Consider the following 13,079-nt stretch of genomic DNA (forward strand, 5'->3'; position numbering starts at 1 on the left):
ATGGCATTGGCGGACCTGAGCCTATCGCTGCAATTCGCGCGCTTCCGCGAGGTCGCGCGCCATCGCGCTGCGCTGCCGCGCCACCGGGTAGCGCGCTGGATTCGCCATGCGCTCGACGCCGACGGCGAGATCACCGTACGCATCGTCGACGCCGAGGAAGGCCAGCAGCTCAACCGCGAGTTCCGCGGCAAGGACTATGCGACCAACGTGCTGACCTTCGACTATGCGCAGAGCCCCGTCGTGATGGCAGATTTGGTGCTCTGCGCGCCGGTGGTCGAGCGCGAAGCGAAGGAACAGCGCAAGACGCTGGCGGCGCACTATGCGCACCTGCTGGTACACGGCACGCTGCATGCGCAGGGCTGGGACCACGAGAGCGGCGAGGCCGATGCCGAGGCCATGGAGGCGCGCGAGATCGAGATCCTCGCGCGCTTCGGCATCAAGAACCCCTACTGAAGCTCAAGACGAGATCTGCAGCGGAATGGTGACCGGCCCGTCGTTCACCAGCCGCACCTGCATGTCGGCGCCGAACTCGCCGGTAGCCACCACCGGATGCGCGGCGCGCGCCCGGGCCACGAAGTACTCGTACAGCCGGCGCCCCTCGTCGGGCGGCGCCGCCTGCGTGAAGCTGGGGCGATTGCCGCCGCTCACGTCGGCCGCCAGCGTGAACTGGCTCACCACCAGCAGGCCACCGCCGATGTCCTGCACGCTGCGATTCATCTTGCCGGCCTCGTCCGAGAAGATGCGCAGCTTCAGGATCTTGGCGAGCAGGCGATCGGCAAGGACGTCACCGTCGCCGCGTTCCGCGCACAGCAGCACGAGCAGCCCTGCTTCGATGGCGCCGACGGTGCGGCCGCCGATGTCGACGCGCGCCTCGGCCACGCGCTGGAGCAGCGCCTTCACGCGTCGTCCTCGATCTGCGTGGCGCGCGCTTCCATGCCCAGCGGCAGCAACTGGATGGTGACGCGCAGGCCGGGCACCGCATCCATCAGCGCCTGCTCGAGCGCATCGCGCAAGCCCGCTGCGCGCTCGAGCGACCAGTCGCCGGGCACGTGCATGTGCAGGTCGGCAAAGCGGCGCTGGCCGGCACGGCGTGTCGCGATGTCGTCGAAGCGAAGCTGCACGCCCTCGGGCACGCTGGCGGCAAAGCTTTCCAGCGTGGCGTGGAGCAGCGCCTGCGACTCGGGGTCGAGTGCCTCGTCCATCAGCCCCTGCGACGAGCGCCACACCAGCTTCACCCCCTCGCGCGCGATGTTCAAGGCGACGCCGATCGCCAGCAGCGGATCGAGCCAGAGCCAGCCGGTCAGCCCGACCGCCGCGATGCCGATCACGACCCCGGCCGAAGTCCAGACGTCGGCGAGCAGATGCCGTGCATCGGCTTCCAGCGCAATGGAGCGATGCGTGCGCGCAGCCCGGAACAACGCGAAGGCCAATGCGGCATTGAAGCCCGAACTGAGGATCGACAGCGCCAGGCCCCAGCCCAGCTGCTCGAGCGGCTCGGGCGAAAGCAGCCGTGCCACGGCCGCCCACAGGATGGCGATGGCCGCACCGATGATCAGGATGCCTTCGAAGCCCGAAGAGAAGTACTCGGCCTTGTGATGGCCATAGGGATGGTCTTCATCGGCCGGCCGTGCGGCGATCGTGACCATCGCGAGCGCGAACATGGCGCTCGCCAGGTTCACGAAGGACTCCATGGCGTCCGAGATCAGGCCCATGGAGTTGGTCAGCCACCCGGCCGAGCCCTTGAGCACGATCGTGACCAGCGCGACGGCGATCGAAATGCGCAGCAGCAAGCGCGGACTGAACGCGCCAGGCGACGGAGAACGACCGGTGGAAGACGAGGACAAACGAGACATGCGCCGCGGGAAGGTGGCGAATTATCGGGGCACGGCCGCGGTGCGCGGCTCGCTTACCATGTGCAGGAACACGAAACCCGGATAGGAGTGCGCATGAAGAAACGCTTGGCCATGAGCTTGTGCGGCCCGTTTCTGCTCGCCAGCGCCGGCGCCCTGGCCCAGGCGCCGGCCGCGGAGCATGCCGGCATGCTGAAGGCGGTGCGCGGCAGCGTTCAGCTTCTCGACACCGACGGCACCGCGCGTCCGGCGCACGCCGGCGACGCCATCGCACCGATCGACCGCATCGTGACCGAGGCCGACTCGGCCGCCAGCCTGGTGCTGCGCGACGGCACGAGGATGGTGGTGGGGCCGTCGTCCCGGCTCGACCTCAAGCAGTTCCACTTCGATCCGGCCACGCGCGACGGCGGCTTGCTGGTCTCGCTGCTTCGCGGATCGCTGCGCATGGTGACCGGCCTGATCGGCAAGACCCAGCCCGATGCCGTGCGCGTCGAGACGCAGACCGCCACCATCGGCATCCGCGGCACGGACTTCATCGTGCAGGCGGGCGCGCAGCAGTGAGCACGTCTCGCCTTTTCGCCGGGCTTGTCGTTGCCGTTCTGTCGGCTGCGCTGCTGGCGGCCTGCGCCGGCACGCCACCCTCGACCTCGTCCACGCGGGTCGTGCTGCTGCCGCAAGCCGACGGCAGCTCTTCGGCCCTGGTCGTGCGCAGCAACAGCGACGTCGAAGAGACGCTCTCGAAATCCTATCAGCGCGCCACGACCGCCACGCGCGGCGCGCCGGTGGTCGACCAGGCCGATCCGGCCAGGGTGCGGGCCGCGCACAAGTTGCTCTTCGAGCTGTTGCCGCCCCCGGACCACACCGCAGTGCGCTGAAGAGCAGGCCCGGCTCAGCTCAAGTCGACGCGCGCGAACTTGCGCTTGCCGACCTGCACGACATAGCTGCCCGCCGCCAGCTTGAGCCCCTTGTCGCTCACCACGCTCGAATCGACGCGCACGCCGCCGCCGTCGATGAGCCGGTTGCCCTCCGAGGTCGAGGCCGCCAGCCCTGCCTGCTTGAGCACCTGGGCAATGCCCAGCGGCGCACCCGAGAGCGTTACCTCGGGAATCTCGTCCGGCACGCCGCCCTTGCTGCGGTTGATGAAGTCCTGCTCGGCCGCCTCCGCCGCGGCGGCACTGTGGAAGCGCGCCGTGATCTCCTTGGCGAGTGCGACCTTGGCATCCTTCGGATTGCGGCCGCCCTCGACCTCGGCCTTGAGCGCCGCGATCTCGGCCAGCGAGCGAAAGCTCAGCAGCGTGTACCAGCGCCACATCAGCGTGTCCGAGATCGACAGCACCTTGGCGAACATGGTGTTGGCGTCCTCGCTGATGCCGATGTAGTTGTTCTTGCTCTTGGACATCTTCTCGACGCCGTCGAGCCCTTCCAGCAGCGGCATGGTGAGTATGCACTGCGGCTCTTGGCCATACTCTTCCTGGAGATGCCGCCCCATGAGCAAGTTGAATTTCTGATCGGTCCCGCCCAGTTCGAGATCGGACTTGAGCGCCACCGAGTCGTAGCCCTGCATCAGCGGGTAGAGGAACTCATGCACCGAGATCGACTGGCCGGCCTTGAAGCGCTTGTTGAAGTCGTCGCGCTCCATCATCCGCGCCACGGTGTACTTGGCCGCCAGCTGGATCATCCCGCGCGCACCCAGCGGGTCGCTCCACTCGGAGTTGTAGCGGATCTCGGTCTTCGAGGGGTCCAGCACCAGGCTGGCCTGCCGGTAGTAGGTCTGGGCGTTGGCCTCTATCTGCTCGCGCGTGAGCGGCGGCCGGGTGCTGTTGCGGCCGGAGGGGTCGCCGATGGTGGTCGTGAAGTCGCCGATCAGGAAGATCACGGTGTGGCCGAGGTCCTGCAGCTGGCGCATCTTGTTGAGCACCACCGTGTGGCCGATATGGATGTCGGGCGCCGTCGGGTCCAGGCCCAGCTTGATCCGCAACGGCTTGCTGGTCGCCTCGGCGCGCTGGAGCTTCTTCACCCACTCGTCCTGGGGCAGCAACTCGTCGACCCCACGAAGTGAAATTTCGAGGGCTCGTCCTACACCATCGGAGAGGCTTGCGGTTGTAACAAAATCGGGATTCATGGCGCTTTTTGGCTGATTTGACTATGGCCGAAGCTATACTCAGCCCGACTTTTCAAGCGCCGGATTCTAAGCGGCGCTTTTTTTCCGCACCGTCCTGCCGCCCGTCCGACACGGCCTTTGCAGCGCGGATTTGCTGACCTGAGCTGGAATTCGAAGTTTGATCAACGGCATTCTTGCCGCCGAGGAGGCGCTTGCTTCCCGCGTGGCCCATACATTCCGGACGTACCCGAAGCAGATCACGGCGGCCATCGCCGCGCTGCTGCTGTCCGCCGGCGGCGGCGCCTTCGCCGTCGCCTCGCTCGGCCCCGATGCGTCCGAGTTGCCGGTCAAGCAGGTGTTCGAAGCCGTCACCCCGCGCTCCTTCGCCGACCAGGTGGAAGCGCTCGATACCCACGGTTTCACGCTGTTCCGCACCGAAATCACCCGCTCCAGCGACACGGCCGAAGCGCTGCTGCGCAGACTGGGCATCGACGACGCCGCAGCAGCCGCCTTCGTGCGCGGCAATGCCGAGGCCCGCTCCGCCCTGTTCAACCGCGTCGGCCGCACCGTGACCGCCGAGGCCACGCAAGAAAACACCCTGCAAAAACTCAGCGCCCGCTGGATTCCCGACGGCGACGGCGGCTTCAAGCGCCTGGTGGTCGAAAAGATCGGCACCGGCTACCGCGTGCGCACCGAAACCGACGCCCTGACCCCGGGCAGCCGGCTGGCCAGCGGCATCGTTCGCAGTTCGCTCTTCGCGGCCACCGACGACGCACGCATCCCCGATTCCGTGGCGAGCCAGTTGGCCGACATCTTCTCGGGCGACGTCGATTTCCGCTCGCTGCGCAAGGGCGACCGCTTCGCCGTCGTCTACGAAACCTTCGATGCCGACGGGCAGACCCTGCGCAGCGGCCGCGTGCTGTCGGCCGAGTTCGAGAACAACGGCAAGCTGCACCAGGCCCTGTGGTTCCAGGAGCCCGGGCAAAAGGGCGGCTACTACCGTCCCAACGGCGACAGCCTGCGTCGTGCCTACCTGAGCTCGCCGGTCGAGTTCTCGCGCGTATCGAGCGGCTTCGCGATGCGCATGCACCCCATCCTCAACAGCTGGCGCCAGCACAACGGCATCGACTATGCCGCGCCTACCGGCACGACCGTGCGCAGCGTGGGCGATGGCACCGTGGAATTCGCAGGCACGCAGAGCGGCTACGGCAACATCGTGATCGTGAATCACCGCAACAACCAGCAGACGGCCTACGCGCACCTGAGCCGCGTCGACGTCAAGGTCGGGCAAAGCGTGAGCCAGGGCCAGACCGTGGGCGCGGTCGGCTCCACCGGCTGGGCCACCGGACCGCACCTGCACTTCGAGTTCCGGGTGAACGGCGAATACCAGGACCCGGCCACCATCGCGCAGCAGGACGGCGGCGTGCCGATCAGCGCGGCGGCGCGGCCGGCCTTCGAGCGCCTGGCCCTTGCCACGCGCACCGAGCTGGCAGCGGCTTTCTCGGTCGTCCAGGCCAGCGCAGACTGAATGCCAGCCCCCCGGCTTGCCACTTCGTGCGCTTCGCCAGCCCCCGAGGCGGAAGCTTTGTGGCCTTGGGGCGGTCCGGCGTCGGCCTAGTTTTCGCTGCCGGCGATGGCTGAAGAACTCTTCATCGGCCTGATGTCCGGCACTTCGCTCGACGGCGTCGACGGCGTCCTGGCCGACTTTTCGGACGGACGCATCGCGGTGCGGGCCCACGCCTCGGCCAGCTTTCCGGTTTCCTTGCGCGCCGAGCTGATGGCGCTCAATGCGCTGGGCGGCGACAACGAATTGCATCGAGCCGCACTGGCCGGCAATGGGCTCGCAAGAATCTACGCGAGCGTGGTGCAGCAGTTGCTGGCCGACACCGGCACCGCCCCCGAGGCCGTGACGGCCATCGGAGCGCACGGCCAGACGGTGCGCCACCGGCCGGGCGAGTTCGACGAGGTCGGCTACACGCTGCAGATCAACAATCCCTCGCTGATCGCGGAACTCACGGGCATCCGGGTGGTGGCCGATTTCCGCAGCCGCGATCTCGCAGCCGGTGGCCAGGGCGCGCCGCTGGTGCCCGCTTTTCATCGGGCGCTGTTCGCGCGCGACGACCAGGTCGTCGCGGTGCTGAACATCGGCGGCATCTCCAATCTGAGCCTGCTGCCGGCCGGCAGCGGCACGGTGCTCGGCTTCGATTGCGGGCCGGGCAACGCGCTGCTCGACCACTGGTGCCAGAGCCACATCGGCCAGCCCTTCGACCATGCCGGCCAGTGGGCCGCCAGCGGCCGGGTGCTGCCCGACCTGCTCTCGCGCCTTCGGGCCGACGCCTACTTCGCCAAGGCACCGCCCAAGAGCACCGGGCGGGATCTGTTCAATCCGACCTGGCTGGCCGCGCATCTGGGCACCTCGGCGGCCGCACCGGCCGACGTGCAAGCGACCCTGGCCGAGCTGACCGCGACGGTCTGCGCGGCGGATCTGCAGCGCCATGGCGCCGGCAGCCAGTTGCTGATCGTCTGCGGCGGCGGCGCGCTCAATCACCACCTGCTGGCCCGCCTGCAGGCGCTGCTGCCTGCCGTGAAGGTGGTTTCGTCCGCCGACCGCGGCCTGCCGCCGCAGCAGGTCGAGGCGGCAGCCTTCGCCTGGCTGGCGCGCAGCACGATGCGCGGCGAATCCGGCAACCTCGCCAGCGTGACCGGCGCCCGCGGCGCGCGCGTGCTCGGCGCCATCTATCCGGCCTAAAAGGCTGAAAACGGCAGGCAGCAAAAAGCCGCCCGAAGGCGGCTCTTTGGCACGGTGCGGCGGTATCAGGCCGAGAAGCTCGATCCGCAGCCGCAGGTGCTGGTGGCGTTCGGGTTCTTGATCACGAACTGGGCGCCCTGCAGATCTTCCTTGTAGTCGATCTCGGCGCCGACCAGGTACTGGTAGCTCATGGCATCGATCAGGAGCGACACACCGTTCTTGGTCATGGTCGTGTCGTCCTCGTTGGTGATTTCATCGAAGGTGAAACCGTACTGGAAGCCGGAGCAGCCGCCGCCCTGCACGAACACGCGCAGCTTGAGGTCGGGGTTGCCCTCTTCGGCGATCAGGTCGGCCACCTTGGCGGCCGCACTGTCGGTGAAGACGATCGGCTCGGGCATTTGGGGCTGGATGTTTTCGGCAACGGCACTCATGTGGGAGAACTCCTGTGTGGGCCGAACGAGCGGCCAATGAAGGTGATGCTACTTCAATCAGCAAAAAGCCGCCCGAAGGCGGCTTTTTGACAGTGCGAGCGATAGGCCCAAAGGGCGATCAGCGCTTCGAGAACTGCTTGCGGCGGCGTGCGGAATGCAGACCGACCTTCTTGCGCTCGACCTCGCGCGCATCGCGCGTCACGAAACCGGCCTGGCTCAACACCGGCTTGAGCGTCGCGTCGTAGTCGATCAGCGCGCGGGTGATGCCGTGGCGCGTCGCGCCGGCCTGGCCCGATTCGCCGCCGCCCGCCACGTTGACCATGATGTCGAAGGTTTCGACGTTGTTGGTCAAGAAGAGCGGTTGCTTGGCGATCATGATCGAGGTTTCGCGGCCAAAGAAATCCTGGATGTCCTTGCCGTTGACCGTGATCTTGCCGGTGCCTTTTTTCAGAAACACGCGGGCGACGCTCGATTTGCGACGGCCGGTGCCATTGTTCCATTCACCAATCATTCTCAAGGCTCCTTACAGTTCCAGCACTTTGGGCTGTTGGGCGGTATGCGGGTGCTCTGCGCCGCCGTACACCTTGAGTTTCTTGATCATCGCGTAGCCGAGCGGGCCCTTGGGCAGCATGCCCTTGACGGCCTTTTCCAGGGCGCGGCCCGGATGCTTGGCTTGCATGTCGCGGAAATTGGTGGCCGTGATGCCGCCCGGATAACCCGAGTGACGGTAGTACACCTTGTCAAGCGGCTTGGCGCCGGTGACGCGCAGCTGGGCTGCGTTGATGATGACGATGAAGTCACCGGTATCGACGTGAGGCGTGTAAATGGCCTTGTGTTTGCCGCGCAAACGGAGAGCAACTTCGCTGGCTACTCGTCCGAGGACCTTGTCGGTCGCGTCAATCACAAACCACTCGTGCGTCACGTCAGCGGGCTTGGCGCTGAACGTTTTGGTCATGAGTTTTCCGGCAAAGGAAGGTTTGGCGGGCCCTTTTCCACGGTCGGCGTTCCTCTGGCGGGAATCTCTTAGGTGGGGGTTTGGAGCTTCGCCGCGGGGCCACTAAAGCGCTGCGAAGCCGAAGATTATAGCCCGAAGTTGGCCGAGGCGTGACTCAGCGCCACACGCGCACCAGTTCGAGGCTCTCTCGATAGGTGTTGCCGACACCACGCCGGTACTCCGCATCGAACTTGACGACACGCCCCAAGTCCGTGGAATAGAGCACGTTCGCCCGGAACCGCGAAGGAAGCGGCTGCGTCGCTCCGGCCTGCGCGTACATCCAACCGGTGTAGAGGATCTGGCGCGCGCCCGTGTCCACGCCATCGACCTGCACGGTCTCGCTGCCCATGACGGTTGCATCGAGTTGATATCGGATTTTTTCGGCTCCGATTCCCATATAGTCGACACGCCAGCTCGCGCCATCTTGCAGATCGACGCGTGCCCAGCCGCCGGGCGGCGATGCCGCGTCGAAGACGCCGCCGACCGGGGAACTGACGGAGACAACCTGGCCGTCGAACTTTTCGATGCGCGACCCTTGGTTGAAATAGATGTTCTCACCATCCACACGATCAACCCGATAGAAAACCGGCGCGCGTGCGTTCGTGAGCTGATCGACCAGCACGTACTCGAGTGAATCCCCGCGTCGGAGCACCTTGTTCTGGACCAAAGCCGAAGAAGATGCGGCCGCTCGCTGCACCGACGGCACGACAGCCGTGGACGAGGGAGTCGCCCCAGATGGCGAAGCAACGGACAGCTGGCCGAGGACGCCGGCGGCTGGCAGTGGATCTGCGGCAAGTGCCGTCGCCTCGACGCTGCCGCCCCGCCCACCGAGATCAGCAATGAATCTCGTTGCAATCCAAGCCTGGTACTTCGCGAGCTGTTCAATCGACTTGCGGCCTTGGGCTTCGAACTGCTCGACAGAACCGAATTCGAGCAGGGGTCCCTCATTCACCATCTGCAAGGGCGGGCCGGCGGCATTGACCGGCGCAGCCGCCCACGCCTTCGAGTAGATCGTCCTGCGGGCAGGAATCTCGACCAGTTCCGCGCGCAGTTGGAGCACCGGATGCCACGAAGACTTGAACGCGGGCGAGATATAGCCCACGCTAAGGTACTCGATTGCCAGAACAGCATCGGCCTGAATGTCCAGCCCGGCTAGGTCCAGTTGACCATCAGCGCGGCGCTTGGCCGCCTTCTCGAGCCTGATGACTTCATAGCCACGTCTACGTAATTGCTCGGCCAGCGAGGCGACAAGCACGTCCTGCAGCTGGATGCCGGACGAAGCGTAGCGACTCTGAAGCGATTCCCCCGTCCGGCCCTTGATCGCACCCTCGATACCGCCAGCAACGCCGCCAACGATCGCTGCCCCAAGAACCCCGAGCCCGGGTATCGCCGCTGCGACGGCCGGGGCACCACTTTGACTAATCGCTATCAACTTGGGCGGCGCGACATCGAGAACGGCCAAGCGCTTGATCCCGCCCAAAGCTTCTTCGTTCTTGACCACCGCCAGTCGAGAGGCGCAGCCCGACAGCCCCAACGACAATGCAATCATCCAAGCCGACAGGCCCCAGAATCGCCAGCTGACTCCTCGCATCCTCGACCCTCTGTAATTCAATGTTACGGCGCGTGAGTCTAGCGTTCCCCCGTTCATCTTCCAGGCACTATTTCTCATGTTCAGCTACCGCCACGCCTTCCATGCCGGCAACCACGCCGACGTGCTCAAGCACACGGTGCTGATCGCCACGCTCGAGCACCTGCTCGAAAAAGAGGCCGCCCTGACGGTGGTCGACACGCACGCTGGCGCCGGTCTCTACCGGCTCGACGGCGATTACGCCGGCACCAGCGGCGAGGCGGCCGAGGGCGTGCTGCGTCTGCTCTCGGAGCCGAAGGACGCCAAGGCGGCGCCGCTGCCCGATGCGCTCGCGCGCTACCTCGATGTAATCCGCGACTTCAATCCCAAGGGCGGCGCCCGGATCTACCCCGGTTCGCCCTTCATCACGCACCACCTGCTGCGCGAGCATGACAAGCTCAAGCTCTTCGAGCTGCACCCGACCGACGCGCGCACCCTCGACGCCAACATCGCACAGCTCGAGGCCGGGCGCCAGATCGCCGTGCTGCGCGAGGACGGCTTCGGCAGCGCGACCAAGTTCCTGCCGCCGCCCTCGCGCCGCGCGCTGGTGTTGTGCGACCCGAGCTACGAGATCAAGAGCGACTACGCACGCGTGCTCGACTTCGTGAGCGCGGCGCTCAAGCGCTTCGCGACCGGAACCTATGCCGTGTGGTATCCGATCATTCCGCGGCCCGAGGCGCACGACTTGCCGCGCCGGCTCAAGACGCTGGCCACCAAGGCCGGCAAGTCCTGGCTGCACGCGACGCTGACGGTGAAGTCGAGCAAGATCGTAACCGATGCCTCGGGCGCCACGCATCGGCCGGGCCTGCCCGCAAGCGGCATGTTCCTGATCAATCCGCCGTACACGCTGAAGGCGCTGCTCGAGCCCGCGTTGCCGCAGATGGTGCAACGCCTCGGGCAGGATCGCCACGCGGCCTCCTCGCTCGAGAGCGGCGGCTGAGCCGGCCGCGCAGGCGCGCTCAGCGCCGCAGGCGCGGCGGCACCTCGCGGCTCTTCCTGGCCGCGCGCTTCCTGGCAGGCGCGGGGGTGACGTCCGGCACCGCATCCGCCGCATTGGTCTCGACCGCCGTGCCGGCACAGCGCGCGCCGTTCTTGTCCATGATCGACAACGCGACCTGCTTGATGCCCATCCCCAGCATGCCGATCGCCTCGGCCGCCGCACGGCTCAGGTCGATGATGCGGCCCGATGCATAGGGCCCGCGGTCATTGATGCGGACCAGCACTTCGCGCCCGTTCACCAGGCTGCGCACGCAGACGCGGGTGTTGAAGGGCAGCGTCTTGTGCGCGGCCGTCATGGCGGTCATGTCGAAGCGCTCGCCGTTCGCGGTCTTGCGCTGGTGGAACTGGATGCCGTACCAGGAAGCGCCGCCGCGCTCATGGATTTCTCGCGGGCCTTCGTCGCCCGGTGCGCCGTCGTCCGGCAATTCGTCGGCACCCGGCCCCGCGAGCTCATAGCGCACCGACGGCACCTGCGAACGCGGCGGCGCGCCGGGCGGCAGTGCGGGCTGCCGCGCCAGAGGCCGCAATCCTTGCGCGCCTTCGCTCGGCGAGGACGAGGGAGGCTGCGTGGTGCAAGCCGCCAGCCAGACGGCCGCGGCGACGAGCGCCAGCCGGCCGGCCAGGAGGCGCGACCTCATTCGTCCCAGCCCAGCCGCTCCAGCAACGCAAGCGTCGCCACCGACTGGTTCATCGTGTAGAAGTGGATCGCCGGCGCGCCGCCGCCGGCCAGGCGCGCGCAGAGATCGGCCACCACGTCGAGGCCGAAGGCCTTGATCGAGGCCGTGTCGTCGCCGAAGCCCTGCAGCCGCAGGCGGACCCAGCGCGGGATCTCGGCCCCGCAGGCATCGGAAAAGCGCATCAGCTGGGTCGAGCTCGTGATCGGCATGATGCCCGGCACGATGGGCGTCGCCAAACCCAACTTGCGCGCTTCGTCGACGAAGCGGAAGTAGGCTTCGGGGCTGAAGAAGTACTGCGTGATCGCCGAGTCGGCGCCCGCATGCACCTTGGCCGCGAAGGCCTGCAGGTCCGCTTCGGGCGAGCGCGCCTGCGGATGCACTTCGGGATAGCAGGCGACCTCGATGTGGAAGTCGCGGCCGGTCTCTTCACGGATGAAGGCGACGAGGTCGCTCGCATGGTGGAACTCGCCGCCCATGCCGTAGCCGCTCGGCAAATCGCCGCGCAGCGCGACCAGGCGCTTGACGCCCATGGCCTTGAGTTCCGCCAGTTGCTCGCGCACCGTGCTGCGCGTGGCACCGATGCAGGAAAAATGGCAGGCCGCATCGACGCCTTCGCCGAGAATCTCGCGCACCGTGCCGAAAGTGCCTTCGTGCGTGGAGCCGCCCGCGCCATAAGTCACCGAGCAGAACTCGGGCCGCCTCGCATAGAGCTGCTGGCGCACGGTGCGCAGCTTGGCCGCGCCTTCGGGCGTCTTCGGCGGAAAGAATTCAAAGCTCAACGGAAGGCGCACGGCCGGCTCCTGGTTGGCCGTTCGCACGAACGGCATGAATGAAGAATTCGCGGTTGCCATCGCCGCCCGCGATCGGGCTGTCGAACCACGCGGCGACGCGCAGGCCGAGCTCCGCGCACGCTGTGCGCAGGCGCTGTTCGACCACCGCAAAGAGCGCCGCATCGCGCACGATGCCGCCCTTGCCGACCTGCCCCGGCTGCAGTTCGAACTGCGGCTTGACCAGCATCAGGAGTTCACCGCCGCGCGCCGCCGGGCCGCCCCAAGACGCGCGCGCCCCCTCGGGGGGCAGCGAGGACACGTCAGTGCCGAGCGTGGGGGCTGCCTCCTTCAGCAACGGTATCAGCGCGGGCAGCACCAGCGTGAGCGAGATGAACGAGAGATCGCCGACAATCAGATCGAAATGCGTGTAGCCGGGCGAGGCATCGGCCCAGGCCGAAGCGTCGAGCGTGCGCGCATTGACGCCTTCGACCGCCGTCACGCGTGCATCGCCGCGTATCCGTGCATGCAGCTGGCCATGGCCCACGTCCACGCCCACCACGTGCTCGGCACCGCACTGCAGCAGGCAGTCGGTGAAGCCGCCGGTCGACTGGCCGACGTCGAGGCAGCGCTTGCCGTGCACATCGATGCCGGTCGCGGCGAGCGCGCCCTCGAGCTTGAGTCCGCCGCGCGAGACATAGCGCGCCTCGGCCGCATCGACAAGCTCGAGTTCCGCCGTCTCCGGCACCTCGTCGCGGTTCTTGCCGACCACGCGCCATGTCGTGCCGTCGCGCCAGCGCAGGCCGGCCGCGATCAACCGCACGGCCTGCGAGCGCGAGGCGGCCAGGCCGCGTTCGACGAGCAACTGATCGGCGCGCACGCGC

16 protein-coding genes are annotated in these 13,079 nt (G+C 67.1%); 6 read left to right on the forward strand and 10 right to left on the reverse strand.

Features of this window, described 5'->3' with window-relative positions:
- A complete protein-coding gene (ybeY, locus tag EJI01_RS18735; RefSeq protein WP_126838641.1) occupies positions 1 to 453 on the forward strand; it encodes an rRNA maturation RNase YbeY in 453 nt (150 codons plus the stop codon).
- A gap of 3 nt (positions 454 to 456) precedes the next feature.
- On the opposite strand, the gene dtd is transcribed toward ybeY, so the two are convergent.
- Both dtd and EJI01_RS18745 read right to left on the reverse strand, forming a co-directional pair.
- Positions 457 to 900, reverse strand: coding sequence for a D-aminoacyl-tRNA deacylase (gene dtd / locus EJI01_RS18740; protein WP_126838642.1), 444 nt, complete (start codon positions 898 to 900; stop codon positions 457 to 459).
- Positions 897 to 1,853, reverse strand: a complete 957-nt coding sequence (locus EJI01_RS18745; RefSeq protein ID WP_126838643.1) for a cation diffusion facilitator family transporter — start codon at positions 1,851 to 1,853, stop codon at positions 897 to 899. Before EJI01_RS18745 ends, dtd begins: the two co-directional genes overlap by 4 nt.
- Positions 1,854 to 1,946: 93 nt before the next feature.
- Here EJI01_RS18745 and EJI01_RS18750 point away from each other — a divergent pair, with 93 nt between their 5' ends.
- Positions 1,947 to 2,411 carry a FecR domain-containing protein gene (locus tag EJI01_RS18750; RefSeq protein ID WP_126838644.1) on the forward strand — a complete coding sequence of 155 codons (465 nt, stop codon included), beginning with the start codon at positions 1,947 to 1,949 and terminating at the stop codon, positions 2,409 to 2,411.
- Positions 2,408 to 2,725, forward strand: a complete 318-nt coding sequence (locus tag EJI01_RS18755) for a hypothetical protein (protein ID WP_126838645.1) — start codon at positions 2,408 to 2,410, stop codon at positions 2,723 to 2,725. The genes EJI01_RS18750 and EJI01_RS18755 overlap by 4 nt, the downstream gene beginning before the upstream one ends.
- A 14-nt stretch (positions 2,726 to 2,739) precedes the next feature.
- Here EJI01_RS18755 and tyrS read toward each other — a convergent pair whose 3' ends face one another.
- Positions 2,740 to 3,972 carry a tyrosine--tRNA ligase gene (gene tyrS, locus EJI01_RS18760; RefSeq protein ID WP_126838646.1) on the reverse strand — a complete coding sequence of 411 codons (1,233 nt, stop codon included), beginning with the start codon at positions 3,970 to 3,972 and terminating at the stop codon, positions 2,740 to 2,742.
- Between the two features lie 157 nt (positions 3,973 to 4,129).
- Between tyrS and EJI01_RS18765 the strand changes: the two genes are divergently transcribed.
- Entirely contained in the window at positions 4,130 to 5,479 is a 1,350-nt protein-coding gene (locus EJI01_RS18765) for a M23 family metallopeptidase (RefSeq protein WP_126838647.1), read from the forward strand.
- Between the two features lie 105 nt (positions 5,480 to 5,584).
- Entirely contained in the window at positions 5,585 to 6,700 is a 1,116-nt protein-coding gene (locus EJI01_RS18770) for an anhydro-N-acetylmuramic acid kinase (protein ID WP_126838648.1), read from the forward strand.
- Positions 6,701 to 6,765: 65 nt separating this feature from the next.
- Here the strand turns inward: EJI01_RS18770 and erpA are convergent, their stop codons facing one another.
- From erpA to EJI01_RS18790, 4 genes are all read right to left on the reverse strand, one after another.
- Positions 6,766 to 7,131, reverse strand: a complete 366-nt coding sequence (gene erpA, locus EJI01_RS18775; RefSeq protein ID WP_126838649.1) for an iron-sulfur cluster insertion protein ErpA — start codon at positions 7,129 to 7,131, stop codon at positions 6,766 to 6,768.
- A 118-nt stretch (positions 7,132 to 7,249) separates the two neighbouring features.
- Complete coding sequence (gene rpsI / locus EJI01_RS18780) at positions 7,250 to 7,642, reverse strand: 30S ribosomal protein S9 (protein ID WP_093109516.1); 393 nt, start codon at positions 7,640 to 7,642, stop codon at positions 7,250 to 7,252.
- A 12-nt stretch (positions 7,643 to 7,654) separates the two neighbouring features.
- Entirely contained in the window at positions 7,655 to 8,086 is a 432-nt protein-coding gene (gene rplM, locus EJI01_RS18785; protein ID WP_028249522.1) for a 50S ribosomal protein L13, read from the reverse strand.
- Between the two features lie 154 nt (positions 8,087 to 8,240).
- Positions 8,241 to 9,674, reverse strand: a complete 1,434-nt coding sequence (locus tag EJI01_RS18790) for a hypothetical protein (protein WP_126838650.1) — start codon at positions 9,672 to 9,674, stop codon at positions 8,241 to 8,243.
- Between the two features lie 118 nt (positions 9,675 to 9,792).
- Between EJI01_RS18790 and EJI01_RS18795 the strand changes: the two genes are divergently transcribed.
- Positions 9,793 to 10,692 carry a 23S rRNA (adenine(2030)-N(6))-methyltransferase RlmJ gene (locus EJI01_RS18795; RefSeq protein WP_126838651.1) on the forward strand — a complete coding sequence of 300 codons (900 nt, stop codon included), beginning with the start codon at positions 9,793 to 9,795 and terminating at the stop codon, positions 10,690 to 10,692.
- Between the two features lie 19 nt (positions 10,693 to 10,711).
- Here EJI01_RS18795 and EJI01_RS18800 read toward each other — a convergent pair whose 3' ends face one another.
- Genes EJI01_RS18800 through EJI01_RS18810 form a run of 3 tightly spaced genes read right to left on the reverse strand, consistent with a single transcriptional unit; the run spans position 10,712 to position 13,075 of the window.
- Entirely contained in the window at positions 10,712 to 11,389 is a 678-nt protein-coding gene (locus EJI01_RS18800; protein WP_126838652.1) for a septal ring lytic transglycosylase RlpA family protein, read from the reverse strand.
- On the reverse strand, positions 11,386 to 12,219 hold the full coding sequence (metF, locus tag EJI01_RS18805; protein ID WP_126838713.1) for a methylenetetrahydrofolate reductase [NAD(P)H]: 834 nt from the start codon (positions 12,217 to 12,219) through the stop codon (positions 11,386 to 11,388). Before metF ends, EJI01_RS18800 begins: the two co-directional genes overlap by 4 nt.
- A complete protein-coding gene (locus EJI01_RS18810; RefSeq protein ID WP_126838653.1) occupies positions 12,197 to 13,075 on the reverse strand; it encodes a TlyA family RNA methyltransferase in 879 nt (292 codons plus the stop codon). Before EJI01_RS18810 ends, metF begins: the two co-directional genes overlap by 23 nt.
- Positions 13,076 to 13,079 lie beyond the last annotated feature (4 nt).

It is taken from the genome of Variovorax sp. MHTC-1, assembly GCF_003984645.1.
GTDB lineage: Bacteria > Pseudomonadota > Gammaproteobacteria > Burkholderiales > Burkholderiaceae_C > Variovorax.

Excerpts from the sequence above, each read along its gene's own strand:
- ybeY (WP_126838641.1), top strand. The coding sequence starts at position 1 with ATGGCATTGGCGGACCTGAGCCTATCGCTGCAATTCGCGCGCTTCCGC.
- EJI01_RS18745 (WP_126838643.1), bottom strand. The coding sequence starts at position 1,853 with ATGTCTCGTTTGTCCTCGTCTTCCACCGGTCGTTCTCCGTCGCCTGGC.
- EJI01_RS18750 (WP_126838644.1), top strand. The coding sequence starts at position 1,947 with ATGAAGAAACGCTTGGCCATGAGCTTGTGCGGCCCGTTTCTGCTCGCC.
- tyrS (WP_126838646.1), bottom strand. The coding sequence starts at position 3,972 with ATGAATCCCGATTTTGTTACAACCGCAAGCCTCTCCGATGGTGTAGGA.
- EJI01_RS18770 (WP_126838648.1), top strand. The coding sequence starts at position 5,585 with ATGGCTGAAGAACTCTTCATCGGCCTGATGTCCGGCACTTCGCTCGAC.
- erpA (WP_126838649.1), bottom strand. The coding sequence starts at position 7,131 with ATGAGTGCCGTTGCCGAAAACATCCAGCCCCAAATGCCCGAGCCGATC.
- rpsI (WP_093109516.1), bottom strand. The coding sequence starts at position 7,642 with ATGATTGGTGAATGGAACAATGGCACCGGCCGTCGCAAATCGAGCGTC.
- rplM (WP_028249522.1), bottom strand. The coding sequence starts at position 8,086 with ATGACCAAAACGTTCAGCGCCAAGCCCGCTGACGTGACGCACGAGTGG.
- EJI01_RS18790 (WP_126838650.1), bottom strand. The coding sequence starts at position 9,674 with ATGATTGCATTGTCGTTGGGGCTGTCGGGCTGCGCCTCTCGACTGGCG.
- EJI01_RS18795 (WP_126838651.1), top strand. The coding sequence starts at position 9,793 with ATGTTCAGCTACCGCCACGCCTTCCATGCCGGCAACCACGCCGACGTG.
- EJI01_RS18800 (WP_126838652.1), bottom strand. The coding sequence starts at position 11,389 with ATGAGGTCGCGCCTCCTGGCCGGCCGGCTGGCGCTCGTCGCCGCGGCC.